The sequence below is a fragment of the Rhodanobacter sp. UC4438_H5 genome (assembly GCF_052978405.1).
In genome coordinates, this window is the sequence record NZ_CM129672.1 from 3378815 (window position 1) to 3393640 (window position 14826).

Below are 14826 nucleotides of genomic sequence, written 5' to 3' on the forward strand. Positions count from 1 at the left end.
CGTTACTGCTGTTGCGCCTCGATCTGCTTGCGCTGCTCCTCGGCGTGCTTGTCGACCAGTTTCTGCACGTCCTTCGCCCGCTGCTCGTCCGCCTTCAGCGCATCGAAGGGCGTGCTGGCGGCAGCGGCGGGCTTGGCCTCCGGCTCGGGCGGCTTGTTCGAACAGGCGGCCAGGGCCAGCACGCAAAGCAGGATCGGCAGCGGCTTCATTGAGCGGTTCTCGGCGAGATGACGCTGCGAGTGTCCCGCCGCGCGACGCGGCAGGCAAGCTGTTGCCGGCAGCCGCGCGCGAGCACGGACACGTTGCTAAGCTGGCGTCATGAACAGCCTCCCGTATAACCGCGCGGACGCGTGGCAACTGCGCGGGCATACCGCCCTGGTGACCGGCGCGAGCAAGGGCATCGGCCTGGCCACGGCGCGCGAACTGGCCGGCCTCGGCGCCGACCTGCTGCTGGTGGCCCGCGACGAAGACTGCCTGGAGCAGGTACGCGTCGAGCTGGCCGAGGACTTCCCCGCAGTGCAGGTGCTCGCCTGTGGCGCCGACCTGGCCGAGGCAGAGGAGCGCTTGGCGGTGTTCGACTGGATTGCCGACCTGGGCGTGCCGCTGTCGCTGCTGGTCAACAATGCCGGCGGCAACCAGAGCGCTGCCACCCTCGATTACAGCGACGAGGCCTGCCACGCGATCTTCGAGCAGAACCTGTTTTCCGCCTTTGCGATGTGCCGGCTGGCCCATCCGCACCTGGTCCAGCACGCCAATGCGGCGATCGTCAACGTCGGCTCGGTCTCGGCGGTCACCCATGTGCGCACCGGCTCGCCCTACGGCATGAGCAAGGCGGCGCTGCACCAGCTCACCCGCAACCTGGCGGCGGAGTGGGCGGTGGACGGCATCCGCGTCAACGCGGTCGCACCCTGGTACATCCGCACCCAGCGCTCGGAGCCCGCGCTGGCCGACCCGGATTACCTGGACGAGGTACTCGACCGCACGCCGCTGCGACGCATCGGCGAGCCCGAGGAGGTCGCCGCCGCGATCGCCTTCCTGTGCCTGCCGGCCGCCGGCTACGTCACCGGCCAGGTGCTGGCGGTGGATGGCGGGTTTCTCTCGTACGGGTTCTGAGCCGCGGAGCGCGGCGGCGGCCTCAGAACTCCGGTTCGTGCTCCTCGGCCACCAGGCCCAGGGTGACCGCGCCTTCGCCGACATTCACCATGCCGGTGATGCTCATCGGGGCTTCCATCAGTTCGACGCTGCTTTCTTCGCACGCCGCGCGCAGCTCGGCGTACCCGGGGAACTGGTCCAGCACGGCCAGGTCCCCGCCGTAGCTGACGCAGACCAACGGCACCAGCAGGCCGGCCCTGACCCGCTTGGCGGCGTAGCCGAACAGGGCTTCGGCGCCCTGCTCGAAGCCGCGCACCTTGCCAACCGGGCCGGTCTCGCCGCGGAAGCAGCGCAGGATCGGCTTGATGTCCAGTGCCGAACCCAGCATCGCGGTGAACAGGCTGACGCTGCGATCGTTCTTCTTCTTGGCACGCGCGCGAATGTAATAAAGGTCGCGCGGCAGCATGTAGCCGTAGGTGTGGTTGGCGAGATCCAGCAACCGCTCGCGGATCGCCGCGGGTGCGGCGCCGGCGGCGATCATGCGGGTGGCCGCGTACACCACCGGCGCGGCGCCGGCGAAGATATTGCGGGTGTCGATCACGCGCATCATGAACGGTCCGGCCACCCCGGCCTGCTCGCGGACCTGGCGGTAGTTTTTCAGGATGGCGAAGCTCGCCTTGTTGACGTTGTCGTTGATCGGGCTGCGCGTGGCGGTGATGGTCAGGCAGAACACGCAGTCCTGTTCCAGCACCAGCTTGCCCAGGAACAACTGCTGCACGTCCTCCACCGGGCAGGGCTCGGTCTCTGCCGAATGGCTGCGGCTGCCCAGCCGGCGAGCGATGAATCGCTGCAATTCGCCGGGCTTGCGATCGTCCATGAACGTTTCGCCGTCGATCTTCACCGTGATCGGCATGACGGCGATGTTGTTCCGTTCCAGGAAGGACTGCGACAGGTCGCAGGCCGCGTCGATTGCCAAGCCCATTCGCATCATGTCGCCCCCGCCATGAGTGACCATCAGAACATAGCACGTAGCCTGCCACACCAAGGCCGTCAGCGGAGCACGTGCGACCTTTTTGCGGTACGGCTGGCCGGGCGGTGGCGCGTCCTGCCCCAGCTTTTCACGGCCGAAATGCCGAAGCGGCCGCGCCAGACGGTTCAACAAAGGCTGAATGACGACGCTTCGCCAAGTGTATGATGTCGGTTCACATAGCGTTATTTGCCTGTTAGTATCGGCGCGGATCGGGAGCTCATGGGTCCGAAATCCATCGGTCTGAGAACAGGTCGGGTTGTACTTCTGGGCTGAGCGGTGCAGGCCCATGACAAAAATCAATTCGGAGGGTGTCGTAATGAAACTTGGGGTCAAGAAACTTTCTTCGGCAGTTCGCCTGGCGCTTTCGCTGGGTGCTGTCATTGCGGTCGGTGCTTCCGGCACGGCCTTCGCCCAGGACACGGGCAACCAGGATGCGGCCAACCAGCCCAGCACCCAGAAGGCACAGACGCTGCAGACGGTGGTGGTCACCGGTTCCAACATTCGCCGTGTCGACCTGGAAACCTCCAACCCGGTGGTTGTCATGGACGCGCAGGAGATCAAGGCCACTGGCGCGCTGACCGTGGGCGACCTGGTGCAGGAACTGCCCTCCGTCACCGGCGGCGTGGTCAACCCGCAGGTCAACAACGCCGGCGGCACCGGCGGCTCCTCGATCGGCCTGCGCGGCCTGGGTTCGCAGCGCACCCTGATCCTTGTCGACGGCCGTCGCGTCGTCAACACCGACCCCAACACGATTCCGGTCGACATGATCGAGCGCGTTGAAGTGCTGACCGACGGCGCGTCCGCCATCTACGGCTCCGACGCAATCGCCGGCGTGGTCAACTTCGTGCTCAAGAAGGACTACCAGGGCGCGCAGTTCTCGGCGACCTACGGCGAGTCCGATCGCAACGACGGCAAGTCCACCGGCTACTCCTTCACGTTCGGTCAGACCGGCGACAAGGGCAGCATCATGGGTGGCATCGACTACAACAAGACCGATGGCGTGGAGGCTTCGAACCGCGACTTCTCGAAGAACTCGGTCTCGATCACCGGCAGCCCGAACAGCGCGATCTACTCGTACATCGGCGGTTCCAGCTTCCCGGCCTACGGCAACATCCAGTTGCCGGCCGCGCTGCAGGCCCAGTACGGCTGCAAGAACGTGGCGCTGAATCCGGGTGCCAGCGGTCAGAACGTCAACACCGACTACCACTGCTTCGGCAACAGCGACAAGTACAACTACGCCACGGTCAACCTGATCCAGACCCCGCAGGAGCGCACCAGCGGCTTCATCAAGGGCACCTACAACCTGACGGATCATGTCGAGGCCTACCTGACCGCGTACCACAACAAGACGACCTCCGGCTTCCAGCTGGCCCCGTCGCTGTTCGGCGTCATCTACGGCGGTTACATCTCCAAGGACAGCTACTACAACCCGTTCGGCGTGGACTTCAACCCGGATGGCAATGACTTCCGCCTGCGCCTGGTGTCCGCCGGCAACCGTTCGGCCAACTTCGGTCTGACCACCGACCAGGTGGCGACGGGCCTGAAGGGTGACTTCACCATCTTCGACCAGAACTGGACCTGGGATGCCGGCTACAACTACGGCCATCTTTCCACGAACACCATCACCCGCGGCCTGCCCAACGTGGACCTGATGAACAAGGACCTCGGTCCGTCGTTCATGGACACCGACGGTGTCGTGAAGTGCGGCACGCCGGGCAACATCATCGCCGGTTGCACCCCGTTCAACCCGTTCAACCAGTTCGATCCGAACTCGGTCGCCGTGCTGCAGAAGATCGCCTCGCCGGCCATCAACAACCAGATCGACATCCAGAAGACCTACTCGGCCAACCTCACCGGCGGTCTGTTCGACCTGCCGGCCGGCACGGTGCAGCTCGCCTTGGGTGCGGAGTACCGCAAGGAGTACACCCACAGCACGATCGATCCGGTGCTGCTGCTCGACCCGGAGACCGGCAACTGCACCTTGGGCAGCCAGTGCAGCTCGCCCCTCCAGGGTGGCTACAACGTGAAGGAAGGCTACGGCGAGCTGTTCATCCCGGTGCTCAGCAACCTGCCGGGCATCCAGGCGCTGAACGTCACCATCGGTGACCGCTACTCCAAGTACAGCACCTTCGGCAGCACCAACAACTTCAAGTTTGCGTTGGAATACCGGCCGATCCAGGACCTGCTGCTGCGTGGCACCGTGTCCGACGTCTTCCGTGCCCCGACCACGTCGGATGTGTTCGGTGCTCCGCTCAGCGACGCACCGAAGCTCAGCAACGATCCCTGCGACGGCATCACCACCGCCGGCAACCCGGCTTGCGTGGGCGTGCCGACCGACGGCACCTTCGTCGACCGCGACGTCGCCCTGGGCCAGCAGAGCAAGGGCATTGCCGCCGGCTCGCAGTACTTCAACTTCCCGCTCGGGCCGGAGCAGGGTCGCTCGTTCGACTTCGGCGCGGTCTACTCGCCGAGCTGGGCCCCGGGCCTGTCGATGAGCGCGGACTACTGGCGCCTGTACCTGACGGACACGATCACTTCGATCGGCGCCCAGACGGTGCTTGACCAGTGCTATGCCGGCAACACCAAGTTCTGCCCGCTGATCACGCGCAAGCCGCTCAGCTCCAACGACCCGGGCCAGATCATCCAGATCGGCGAGCCGACCGGTAACCTGGGCCGTACCGACGCCAGCGGCGTGGACTTCTCGGTGCGCTACAAGCTGCCGCAGTTCAGCTTCGGCAACTTCGTGGTGGGCGTGGACGGCACCTACCTGACCCGTTACGACCAGCAGACGGCGCCGGGTTCGGACGCCAACGTCACCTATCATGACGCCGGTTACTTCGGCTTCTACGGTTCGCCGGAATCGGCTTCCTGCCCGAGCGGTGGCGGCGTCTGCCTGTTCCCGCGCTGGCGCGGCAAGGGCTTCGTGAACTGGAACCTGGGCAACTGGGATGCGTCCTGGCGCATGCGTTACATCGGTGGGTTCCAGATGGGCCGCGCAGTCCCGGGCTACGCCGCTTCGCCGATCCCGAGCTACCCCAACTACGTGATGAAGTTCGGTTCGACGATCTACAGCGACGTGTCGATCGGCTACAACATCGAGCCGCTCAACACCCGCGTGTCGTTCGGCGTGAACAACGTCGCCGACAAGCAGCCGCCGTTCCTGTATGCGAACAACACGCTCAACGCCAACACCGACCCCAGCGACTTCGACCTGCAGGGTCGCTACTTCTGGGGCCGCGTGGAAGTGAAGTTCTGATCGTTCGCGTCGGCTTCGGCTGACAACGTTGCAACGAGCCGCGCAGGGTTCCTGCGCGGCTCTTTTTTTGGTGCCATCGTGACCAACCAAGACATCATCGCTGCTCTGCAAACCGGCCGTCCGGACGTCGCCGAAGCGTTGTGCCGCCAGGCGCTGGCGCAAGGCGGAGACGACCCTGACACCTTGTTCCTGCTGGCTCTCGCGCTGTCGCATCAGAACAGGCGGGCCGACGCCCTGCCGGTCTACGCCCGGCTGGTGGAGCTGTGCCCCGGGGACGCGGTCCACTGGGGCAACTACGCCACCGTGCTGCGCCAGGACGGACAGCTGGCCGAGGCGGCGCGTGCCGTCGACATGGCGCTGCGGCTGGCGCCGGACAATGCGGAGCAATGGATCAACCGCGGTCTGCTGCAGTTCCACGACCGGGACTTCCTGGCGGCGCGGGACTCCCTGCTCAAGGCCACGGTGCTGGCGCCGGACTCGGTCGCGGCACGCATCCATGCCGCGCGCGCCTGCGCGGTCTGCCGCGATTACCGGGCCGACCAGCTCACCGAGCACTGGCGCGAGTGGATGCCCCTGGACGACGAGCTGCAGGCCCAACTGGCGGATCTCAAACTGGTCATGGGCGATGCCAACGCGTCGCGGGTGCTGCTGGAAGACCTTTGCGCCCGCTCCACGCCCTCACTGGGCGCGCGGTTGCTGCTGGCGGCGGTCTACGAGCGGGTCAACCAGCTCGACCGCTCGCGCGCCGTGATGCAGGAGATCAGCGCTCAGGCCGGGAAGCTCGACGACGCCCAGCGACGCGACCTTGCCCATCTGTCCGCCGCACTGGAGGCGCGCAGCGGCAATCATGCCGGCGCGCGCGAGCTGCTGGAGCAGACCGGTCCGCGCCACGACTACGATTTCGCGCACTATTTCGCGCTCGCCGAGGCTTGCGACAAGCTCGGTGACGTCGAGGCCACCCTGGCTGCGCTGGCCGAGGCGCATGCCCTTCAGGTAGAGGAGCTGAAGCAGGCGGTGCCGGCGCGATTCGAACCCGGCGCACCGCTTCTGCCGGCTGCCGTCGCCCGCGTGACGCGGGAGGATTACCAGCGCTGGCCACACCTGTCCGCCCCGGAGTCGAAGGACTCGCCCGTATTCATCGTCGGCTTCCCGCGCTCCGGCACCACCCTGCTCGAGCAGATGCTGGATGCCCATCCGACCTTGCAGTCGATGGACGAGCGGCCGTTCTTCAACCTGCTCGCCGACCAACTCGCGGACCATGGCCTGCACATGCCCGCCGATATTGCCCGGCTCGACCAGCATGCCTGCGACGAACTGCGCAAGGGCTACGTCTCCATGGTGTGCTCGAAGATCGCCCGGCGCTGGGACAGTCGCCTGGTCGACAAGAACCCGTTGAACATGCTGTGGCTGCCGATGATCCACCGCCTGTTCCCGCAAGCACGGTTCATCCTGGCCCTGCGCCATCCCTGCGACGTGCTGATCAGCAACTACATGCAGAACTATCGTGCCAGCGTGCTGGCGGCGGCCGGTGCCTCACTTGAGCGCCTGGCACAGGCCTACGTCGAGGCGATGCAGTCGTGGCTTCACCACGTCGAGGTTTTCCAGCCTTCGGTGCTGGTCTCGCGCTACGAGGACCTGGTGGCCGATCCGGCGACGCAGACGCAACGCATCGGCGATTTCCTTGGCCTGGACGATGCCTCGCCGCTGCTCGATTTCGACAGGCACGCACGACAGAAGGGTTACATCGCCACACCCAGCTACACGCAGGTGATCCAGCCGGTCAACCGCAAGGGGCTGGGGCGCTGGTTGCGCTACGGCGAGGCGCTGGCGCCGGCCCAGGCGATCCTGCAGCCCATGCTCGACCACTGGGGCTACACGACGGAAGGCGGTCACTGAGCCGCATCCGCGGTCCGCGAAAAGAAGCACGCCCGTGGCTTTCGATCGCAGGTCCGGCGCGTGCACGCTCGTGCCCGCCCGAATCAGGCGCGCTGGCCTCGCGGCGGATGCCGTGCCGTTTCGGTGCAGGCTCAGTCCTCGGCGATCTGCATGAGCTCGGGCAGGAACGGCGCGTAACAGCGCCACCGATCGACCGAGCGCGTGTGGACCGGCTGGCGCGCCTGCCACAGGCTGGCGGTGCTGATCGCATGATCGTGGTCGGTGGATGCGGCCGGTGATCGCGGCAAGCCGAGCCATTGCGCCAGTCCGGCCAGGGACGTCGCCGGGTCCGCCGCCAGTTCCTCGTAGCGGATCGTTCGCACAGCGTGCGGGTAGCGTGCCTGCCAGCCGGCCATCAATTGACGCGCGCCGCGGATGTAGGCCGCGATGTCGGCGAAGTCGCAGGAGAAATCCAGGCTGCGGTCGTGGAATGACTGCATCCACAGCGACAGCGCGATGTCGCGCGCGCGACGCTGGCACTGGATGATCCTCGCGTTCGGGAACAAGGAAAGAATCAGGTCGACATGCAGGAAGTTGCGCGGCTGCTTGTCGATGAACCAGCGCGCCGCGGGCGCATCGTCCTGGCGCAGCTGTGCGGCGTATGTCGCTGCGGCGTCAGCCAGTCGTTGCCGATAATCCCCGCCCTCCGTGCCGTCGATCCGTTCGGCCAGCGCGGGCAGCCACGGCGATTCGCCGCGATGGCAGACCAGCGCATGCTCCGCCAGCTGTCGCGCCACCAGGGTGGTACCCGAACGCGGTACTCCGACGATGAACACGGGCGTCCAGCCCGGCTCGGGCTCAAGGGTGACCGCGGGCAGCCGACGCTTGCGCCGAACTTCGATGCTCCGCGCCCACCGCTTGCGCGACCAGTGCGCCTTGGCCGCGGCGCGGGCGTTGGCATCGCGCAGGAAGTGCGCCGCTTGGGCGTACTCGCCGATGTCGTCATGGGCCTTGCCCAGCGCAAACAGCAGCGACGTGCGGGCGTCGTCGTTCAACGGCGCGGCCAGGTAGCGGCGAAACAGGGCAAAGTCAGGATGACCGGCATCGGCATAGCGTTGCAGCCCCGCCAGCCCCTGCGGCACGTGCCAGTCGGGAGCCTGCGGGCTGTTTGCCGCCACGAAGGCATAGCGCTCGCGCGCCACGTCGAAGCGGCCCAGTTGCGCCTGCAGCATGCCGGCGTAGGCATGCAGCCGCGGATCGGCATTACCGGCCGCGATCTCCACCTCGGCAAGGTCCGCCGCATCGTGCTTGCGCCCGCAGTCGTCCAGCAACTCGATGGCCTGGATGCGCTGTTCGAGGTCGCCTCCGGACGCAGGGAACGCACCGCGCATCACGTCGGCGACCGCGCGCATGCGGCCCTGGCCCTTCAGCAGCCGCGCCAGCGTGAAACTGCTGGCCAACTGCGCCGAGGGTTCCGCCAGCAGCGCCCGCAGCAGCTCTTCGGCGGCGCGGGCGTCGCCACGCTGGAGCAGCAGGCCCGCCTGCGCCTGACGCAATGCAGTGGAGCGGGGATGGGCCTGCAGTGCATGCTGCAGCATGTTCCACGTGCAGTGGTCGCGTTCCAGCATCAGGCGCTGGATCAGCGCCAGCCACTCGGCGTCGGTGGCGTCAGTCCAGGCCTGGAGCAGCAGCTTGCCGTCGTCCGGCGTCGATGCGGCCCGCCGCAGATGTTCGGTCAAGGCCTGTTCGCGCCGGGCGGCGACTGAACCGGGCTTGTCGGTCGCGCTCATCCCGGCTCAGTGGACCGCGGACTTCCACGGCGCCAATCCGAGCGCCCGGCGCAGCGGATCGAGCAGCTCGGCGTAAGCCGCGGTGTGCGCGGTGTCGCGCCGCAGCGGCTGACGCACCTGGCTGGCGCTGGGCGAGCGCACCTCGCGGCTGCTTTCGTGGAAGCGTTCGCAAGCCTCCTCGTAGGGCAGGTCGCAGAAATCCAGCAGCGCGCGGATATGCTGCGGCGGATCGGCCTGCAGATCCTCGTGGCGGAACTCCAGCACGTGCTGCGGATGCAGCCGCTGCCAATGCGTGAGGCTGCGATCGAAATCGCCCCAGAAGCTGGCCAGATCGTCGAAGTCGCGGGTGTACTCGTTGTTCTCCAGGCGTTGCCGGTAGCACGAGAAGCAGGTCTCGAGCGGATCGCGCCGACAGCCGATGATGCGTGCCTGCGGCAGCATGGCGCGGATCGCGCCGGCATAGATCCAGTTGCTGGGGAGCTTGTCGGTGAACATCGGACGATGGCGCCGCCAGTGTGCGGTCCGCTCGAGGTAACGCTGGCCCAGTCGCTGCCAGTCGGCCGGCTGCATGGCTTTCACCCACTGCGGGAAAGGTTGTCCGCGCCGACGCGATTCCTCGGCCAGCACCTGCGGGAGGTCGGACAGCTCGCCGGCGCCCTCCACCCGGGAATGCGAGGCGAGGATCTGCTCGACCAGGGTGGAGCCGGAGCGCGGCAGGCCGACGATGAAGATCACCTCCCTTCCCAGCTCGCCGGGCGCGCCTTCGGGCGGCGGGTCGAACGCCTGGTTGAGCGCCGTCACGCTGGCGGAGAACGCGCCGCGATCCCAGTGCCGGCGGCGTCGCGCCAGGTTGTTGGCCTGCTCGATGGCCCGCAGGGCGGCTGCCGGGTGACCATGATCGTGCAGCGCGGCGGCCAGCGCGAAGCCGGTCGCGATCAGGTCGTCGTCGCTGTTGCACCGGTCCTGCAGCGTCGCCTGCATGCTGGCGATGTCTTCCTCGCTGAACTGGCCGCTGCGCAGGTCGGCCAGGCCCCACCATGCCATGCCCGCGCCGGGGTTCTCGGCCAGCACGCGCCGATACTCGGCCGCGGCCTCGTCAGCACGACCCTGCATGCGCAGGATGTCGGCAAGCAGCGCACGTGCCTGCATGTGGCGTGGTTCCAGCTCCACTGCGCGTTGCAGCGCCGCGGTGGCCTCGTCGTTGCGCACCGAGCGCGTCAGCATCACGCCCAGGTTGTACCAGGCCATGCCCAGCGTCGGCTGCAGCTCGCAGCTGCGCCGCAGCGATTCGATTGCCGCGTCGTAATCGCCCGCCTGGCCTTGCAGGCTGCCCAGCGTGTTGTGGTAGACCGGGTCGTCGGGCCGCATGGCCATGGCGTCGCGCATGACGGCGATGGCGTCGCGGTGCTGACCGCGCATGCCGAGGATGCCGGCGTGCATGCGCAGGATTTCCGGATGGTGCGCCTCGTTGCGCTCGATGCCCGCCAATTGCCGCATCGCCTCCTCCACGCGTCCCGCGTCGAGCGACTCACCCGCCGCGACGACGCGGCGGGCGGTGGTCGGGGTAAGTCCATCCAGCCGCGTTGCCATGCTTTCTCCACGATCCGGTTTGGGTGAGCCGTGGCCGAAGGCGCGTCCGGCGCAGTCCGGCTGCCACCATCGAGCGGCAATGAACGCGTATTATGCCCGTTTGGCTCCCGCCCGTGCTGGCGCACGGCAGCACTCCAAGGCACTGTTCCATGGACATGACCCACCCGCTGACTCCCGAAGCCTGCCGCCGCGCCGCCCACGAGCGGTTGCAACGGCGTGACCCGGAAACGGCCGAGCAGTTCTTCCGTCACCTGCTGGAACTGCTGCCGCACGATGTCGAGGCGCTCAGTTTCCTGGCCAGCCGCCATTACGCGCGCGGCGAGCTGGTTCCGGCGAGGGATCTGTCATTGCACGCTGTCGCGCGGGAACCGGAGCGGGTCGACCTGTTGCAGCTGCTGGGGGCAGTGCAACTGGCCAATGGCGATTTCGGCGACGCCGCCGGCACGCTGCAGCGCAGCCTGCAACTGGCGCCGCAGGCATTTGTCGCGCGGCTGCAGCTGGGCGTGGCCCAGGAACAGCTCGGGCGCGCGCACGATGCGCTGGTGACCTGGTACACCGCCATCCGCACGGCGCAGAACCAGGGCCGCTGGACGAACGACCAGACCACCGCACCGGCCGTGCGCGAGCTGGTGAAGTACGCCATCAACTACGTGAACCGCGAACGTCGCCGCTTGTTCAGCGAGGTGCTGGAGCCGCTGCGCGATCGTTACGGCGCGTCGGAGCTGACCCGCGTCGAGCAAAGCCTTTCGATCTATCTTGGCGAGCAGCCGGCGAACATCCCCGACGCCCGCCAGCAGCCGAAATTCCTCTACTTCGCCGGCGTGCCGAGCCAGCCCTACTACGAGCGCTCGCGTTTCCCGTGGCTGGAAGCGCTCGAGCAGGCAACCGGCGATATTCGGGGCGAACTGGAAGAGCAGCTGGGCGCAGCGCGCGATCTCGAACCCTTCCTGGGCACATCCGCCGGCCCGGCGACCGGCGAGATGCTGAAGTCGTGGGGCAAGGACGAGGCGGCGTGGGACGCGTACTTCTTCTATCGCCACGGCAAGCGCTACGACGACCATTGCGCGGCTTGCCCGATCACCGCCGGCATCCTCGACCGGTTGCCGCTGGTCCGCATCCGCGACCACGCGCCGGAGACGCTGTTCTCGGTGCTGCGGCCTGGCACGCACATCCTGCCGCATCGCGGGGTCACCAACACCCGGCTGGTCACCCATCTGCCGCTGATCGTGCCGGACCATTGCGCCATCAACGTCGGTGGCCAGGAGCATGTCTGGCAGCCCGGCAAGTGCGTGACGTTCGACGACACCTTCCTCCACGAGGCGTGGAACCGCAGCGGCGAAACCCGCGTGGTGCTGATCCTGGACAGCTGGAACCCCGACCTGAGCGAGGCCGAGCGGGCCGCGGTGACCGACCTGGTCGAGGCGATCAGCGATTTCAACGACGCCACCGCCCCGCCCGCGCAAGCCTGATGGGGTCCGGCCGCCCGGGCCGGCGCAGAGCCGGCCGGGTGGGCGAAGGCGTGCTTACTTCGCGCCGGGGAAGGTCAGGCTGAGTCCCTCGCCCTGCACGGTGGAAACCCAGTCGATCACGATGCCGCGCGCGCGCTGGGCGCTGGCGGGGTCGAAATGCACTTCCAGTCCGTTGGACTGCGTCACCACGTCATGTTCGCCGGCCGGTGCCAGCTGGAAGCCGGCGCCGTGATCCGGGCCGATTTCCAGGTGCAGGACCATGCCTTGCGCATTGGCCGTGCCCTGGCGGATCGCCTCGGCGGCGGCATCGGTGATGGTGATTTCCGGCGGGGTGCGATCCGGTGCCGGCATGCCGAACACCGCATGCAGCTCGCCGCTGCGGTACATCTGGCTGATGATGTCGGCGCCGCCGATCAGCTCGCCGCCGACGTACAGCTGCGGGATCGTGGGCCACTCGCCGTAGAGCTTGATGCCCTCGCGGATCTCCGGGTCGTCCAGCACGTTGACCGTGTGGTACTCCGGCAGCAGCTCGTTGAGCGTGTTGGTCGCGGCGGCGGAGAAACCGCACATCGGCTGGTGGCGGTCGCCTTTCATGAACAGCACCACGCGGTGCTCCTTGAGCAGGCTCTCGATGCGTTCGCGGGTGGTGTTGTCCAGTGACATGCAGGGCTCCGGGTAAAGGGACAAATGATACGCCGTGGAGATGACGGCGCGCAGCGAAGCTTTCAAGGTGGCCGCGACAGCGCCGCGCGCGCGGCCGGCGCGATCGCATCTGCCCAAAGCGCGTACTGCTCCGCCGACGGATGCAGGCCGTCCGCGGCGACCAGCTCCGGATGCCGGCGCGAGATCGGGGTGATGTCGACAAAGCGGACGCCGCGGCTTGCCGCCAGGCCGCGGGCACGCGCGTTGAAATCGTCCAGTTCGCGGGCGATCCGCGCCGCATCGCGGCCTTGTTCGCGCGCAAAGGGGGTGACGCCCCAATCGGGGATGGAGACCACCAGCGTCCGCGCGACGCGCCCGCCGGCCAGCGCGATGGCGCGTTCGAGCAAGGCGGCGAACTGCGCCGCGTATTCATCGAGGCTGCGGCCGCGATACTGGTTGTTGACGCCGATCTGCAGGGTGACCAGATCGTAGGGCGGCGCCAGCGCGGCCTGATCCATGCCTCGTGCCAGCTCGTCGGTGGTCCAGCCGGTGACGGCCACGAGGCATGGCTCGTCGACCGCCGCGCCGCCGCGGCGCAGCTGCTGCGCCAGCACCGCGGGCCAGCACGCGTTCGCGGCCACGGCTTCGCCGACGGTGTAGGAATCGCCGAGCGCGAGGTGACGCAGCGGCGAGCGGGATGCGGGCATCGACAAGCCTCAGGCCGCGACGACGGCGTTGTCCGCCTGTTCGCGCGCCATCCGCTGCAGCACCTGCTCGATCCGCACGAACACCTCGTGCAGCTGCGCGGGCGGCGGCAGCAGGGTCAGCCGGAAGTGGCGGCTGCGCGACACGTTGAAGCTGCTGCCGGGCACCACCAGCACCGACTCCTCTTCGAGCAGGCGCAGGGCGAAGGATTCGTCGTCGAACTGCGGGATGCGTTCGGCGCGCACCGCGGGGAACGCATACAACGCGCCGGCCGGCGCCACCAGGTCGAGGTGTTCGCTGGCGACGACTCCCTGCAGCACCGCCGCGCGCGCCTCGTGCAGGCGCCCGCCCGGCGCGGTCAGGGCGCCGATCGTCGGCGCGTCCTGCAAGGCGGGCGGCACCGCCCACTGCGCGGTCACGTTGGCGCACAGGCGCAATGCGGCCAGCAGTTGCAGCGCGTCGCGATACACCGACGTTCCCGCGGGCGCGCCGGACAGGCTCATCCAGCCGACCCGATAGCCGCAGGCGCGATGCACCTTGCTGAGCCCGCCGAAGCTCAGGCAGGGCAGTTCGCCGGCGACTTCCGCCAGTGGCTGGAAGTGCGCGCCGTCGTAGAGGATCTCGTCGTAGATTTCATCGGCGAGCAGCAACAGGCCGTGCCGCGCTGCGACTTCGGCCAGCCGCTGCAGCAGCTCGCGCGGATAGACCGCGCCGGTCGGGTTGTTGGGGTTGATGAGTACCAGCGCGCGGGTGCGCGGGGTGACCAGCGCCTCCACCTCGTCCGGGTCGGGCAGGTGGCCGCGGCTGGCCGGGCAGCGGTAGTACTGCGGCCGTCCGCCGTTGAGGATGGTGGCCGCGCTCCACAGCGGGTAGTCCGGGCTCGGCAGCAGCACCTCGTCGCCGGGCTGCAGCAGAGCCCGCAAAGCCAGGTCGATCAGTTCGCTGACCCCGTTGCCGATGAAGATGCGCTCGGGCTGCACGTGCCGCGCTCCGCGGCTGCGTTGCTGCGCGGCGATCGCCTCGCGCGCCGCTTCCAGTCCCTGCTCGTGGCCGTAGGCGTCGCTCTCGTGCAGGTGGCTGGCGATCGCCTCGCGCAGGTGCGCCGGCGCCTCGAAGCCGTAGCGGCCGGGGTTGCCGATATTCAGCTTGATGATGTCGCGTCCGGCGGATTCCAGCTCGCGGGCACGGCGGGTCAGCGCACCGCGGATCTCGTAGCGCACGTCTGCCAGGTGCGCACTGGGGATGATCGGAGCCAACGCCTGGGTTCCTTTGCGGGTGGGAAACGGCGCGAACGCCGGCGACGTGGATGCTAGCAGCGTGATGCAGTGCAGCGCGAGCCGATCGGCGGGCGCGACGCTGACCATCGTCGGGCCGTGG

Annotated in this window: 10 protein-coding genes and 1 pseudogene; 4 read left to right on the forward strand and 7 right to left on the reverse strand. The window is 67.9% G+C overall.

The genetic code is table 11. The features are described from left to right. Positions 1 to 2: 2 nt before the first annotated feature. On the reverse strand, positions 3 to 209 hold the full coding sequence (locus ACVCL9_RS15390) for a hypothetical protein (protein WP_395121077.1): 207 nt from the start codon (positions 207 to 209) through the stop codon (positions 3 to 5). Between the two features lie 109 nt (positions 210 to 318). Between ACVCL9_RS15390 and ACVCL9_RS15395 the strand changes: the two genes are divergently transcribed. Further along, on the forward strand, positions 319 to 1113 hold the full coding sequence (locus ACVCL9_RS15395; RefSeq protein ID WP_447097464.1) for an SDR family oxidoreductase: 795 nt from the start codon (positions 319 to 321) through the stop codon (positions 1111 to 1113). A 22-nt stretch (positions 1114 to 1135) separates the two neighbouring features. Here the strand turns inward: ACVCL9_RS15395 and ACVCL9_RS15400 are convergent, their stop codons facing one another. Further along, positions 1136 to 2080, reverse strand: a complete 945-nt coding sequence (locus ACVCL9_RS15400) for a DegV family protein (protein ID WP_447099494.1) — start codon at positions 2078 to 2080, stop codon at positions 1136 to 1138. Positions 2081 to 2438: 358 nt separating this feature from the next. Here ACVCL9_RS15400 and ACVCL9_RS15405 point away from each other — a divergent pair, with 358 nt between their 5' ends. Both ACVCL9_RS15405 and ACVCL9_RS15410 read left to right on the forward strand, forming a co-directional pair. Then, a complete protein-coding gene (locus ACVCL9_RS15405; RefSeq protein WP_447097463.1) occupies positions 2439 to 5378 on the forward strand; it encodes a TonB-dependent receptor plug domain-containing protein in 2940 nt (979 codons plus the stop codon). A 78-nt stretch (positions 5379 to 5456) separates the two neighbouring features. Then, positions 5457 to 7274 (forward strand): sulfotransferase, encoded by a 1818-nt coding sequence (locus ACVCL9_RS15410; RefSeq protein WP_447097462.1) that lies wholly within the window; start codon positions 5457 to 5459, stop codon positions 7272 to 7274. 131 nt (positions 7275 to 7405) lie between these two features. Here ACVCL9_RS15410 and ACVCL9_RS15415 read toward each other — a convergent pair whose 3' ends face one another. Together ACVCL9_RS15415 and ACVCL9_RS15420 are read right to left on the reverse strand one after the other, a co-directional pair. Continuing rightward, positions 7406 to 9043 carry a tetratricopeptide repeat-containing sulfotransferase family protein gene (locus ACVCL9_RS15415; RefSeq protein WP_447097461.1) on the reverse strand — a complete coding sequence of 546 codons (1638 nt, stop codon included), beginning with the start codon at positions 9041 to 9043 and terminating at the stop codon, positions 7406 to 7408. 6 nt (positions 9044 to 9049) lie between these two features. After that, positions 9050 to 10633 (reverse strand): tetratricopeptide repeat-containing sulfotransferase family protein, encoded by a 1584-nt coding sequence (locus ACVCL9_RS15420; RefSeq protein WP_447097460.1) that lies wholly within the window; start codon positions 10631 to 10633, stop codon positions 9050 to 9052. A 149-nt stretch (positions 10634 to 10782) separates the two neighbouring features. Here ACVCL9_RS15420 and ACVCL9_RS15425 point away from each other — a divergent pair, with 149 nt between their 5' ends. After that, positions 10783 to 12102 (forward strand): aspartyl/asparaginyl beta-hydroxylase domain-containing protein, encoded by a 1320-nt coding sequence (locus tag ACVCL9_RS15425; protein WP_447097459.1) that lies wholly within the window; start codon positions 10783 to 10785, stop codon positions 12100 to 12102. Positions 12103 to 12162: 60 nt separating this feature from the next. On the opposite strand, the pseudogene grxD reads toward ACVCL9_RS15425, so the two are convergent. The 3 genes and pseudogenes from grxD to ACVCL9_RS15440 form a co-directional block, all read right to left on the reverse strand. Continuing rightward, positions 12163 to 12765, reverse strand: a pseudogene (grxD, locus tag ACVCL9_RS15430) (Grx4 family monothiol glutaredoxin); the annotation flags it as partial. A 62-nt stretch (positions 12766 to 12827) separates the two neighbouring features. After that, complete coding sequence (locus tag ACVCL9_RS15435; protein WP_447097458.1) at positions 12828 to 13451, reverse strand: SGNH/GDSL hydrolase family protein; 624 nt, start codon at positions 13449 to 13451, stop codon at positions 12828 to 12830. Between the two features lie 9 nt (positions 13452 to 13460). Further along, positions 13461 to 14705, reverse strand: coding sequence for an aminotransferase class I/II-fold pyridoxal phosphate-dependent enzyme (locus ACVCL9_RS15440; protein WP_447097457.1), 1245 nt, complete (start codon positions 14703 to 14705; stop codon positions 13461 to 13463). Positions 14706 to 14826 lie beyond the last annotated feature (121 nt).

What these genes read in the sequence shown, in the direction of transcription:
- ACVCL9_RS15390 (WP_395121077.1), bottom strand. Translation starts at nt 209, where the DNA reads ATGAAGCCGCTGCCGATCCTGCTTTGCGTGCTGGCCCTGGCCGCCTGT.
- ACVCL9_RS15395 (WP_447097464.1), top strand. Translation starts at nt 319, where the DNA reads ATGAACAGCCTCCCGTATAACCGCGCGGACGCGTGGCAACTGCGCGGG.
- ACVCL9_RS15400 (WP_447099494.1), bottom strand. Translation starts at nt 2,080, where the DNA reads ATGCGAATGGGCTTGGCAATCGACGCGGCCTGCGACCTGTCGCAGTCC.
- ACVCL9_RS15405 (WP_447097463.1), top strand. Translation starts at nt 2,439, where the DNA reads ATGAAACTTGGGGTCAAGAAACTTTCTTCGGCAGTTCGCCTGGCGCTT.
- ACVCL9_RS15415 (WP_447097461.1), bottom strand. Translation starts at nt 9,043, where the DNA reads ATGAGCGCGACCGACAAGCCCGGTTCAGTCGCCGCCCGGCGCGAACAG.
- ACVCL9_RS15420 (WP_447097460.1), bottom strand. Translation starts at nt 10,633, where the DNA reads ATGGCAACGCGGCTGGATGGACTTACCCCGACCACCGCCCGCCGCGTC.
- ACVCL9_RS15425 (WP_447097459.1), top strand. Translation starts at nt 10,783, where the DNA reads ATGGACATGACCCACCCGCTGACTCCCGAAGCCTGCCGCCGCGCCGCC.
- ACVCL9_RS15435 (WP_447097458.1), bottom strand. Translation starts at nt 13,451, where the DNA reads ATGCCCGCATCCCGCTCGCCGCTGCGTCACCTCGCGCTCGGCGATTCC.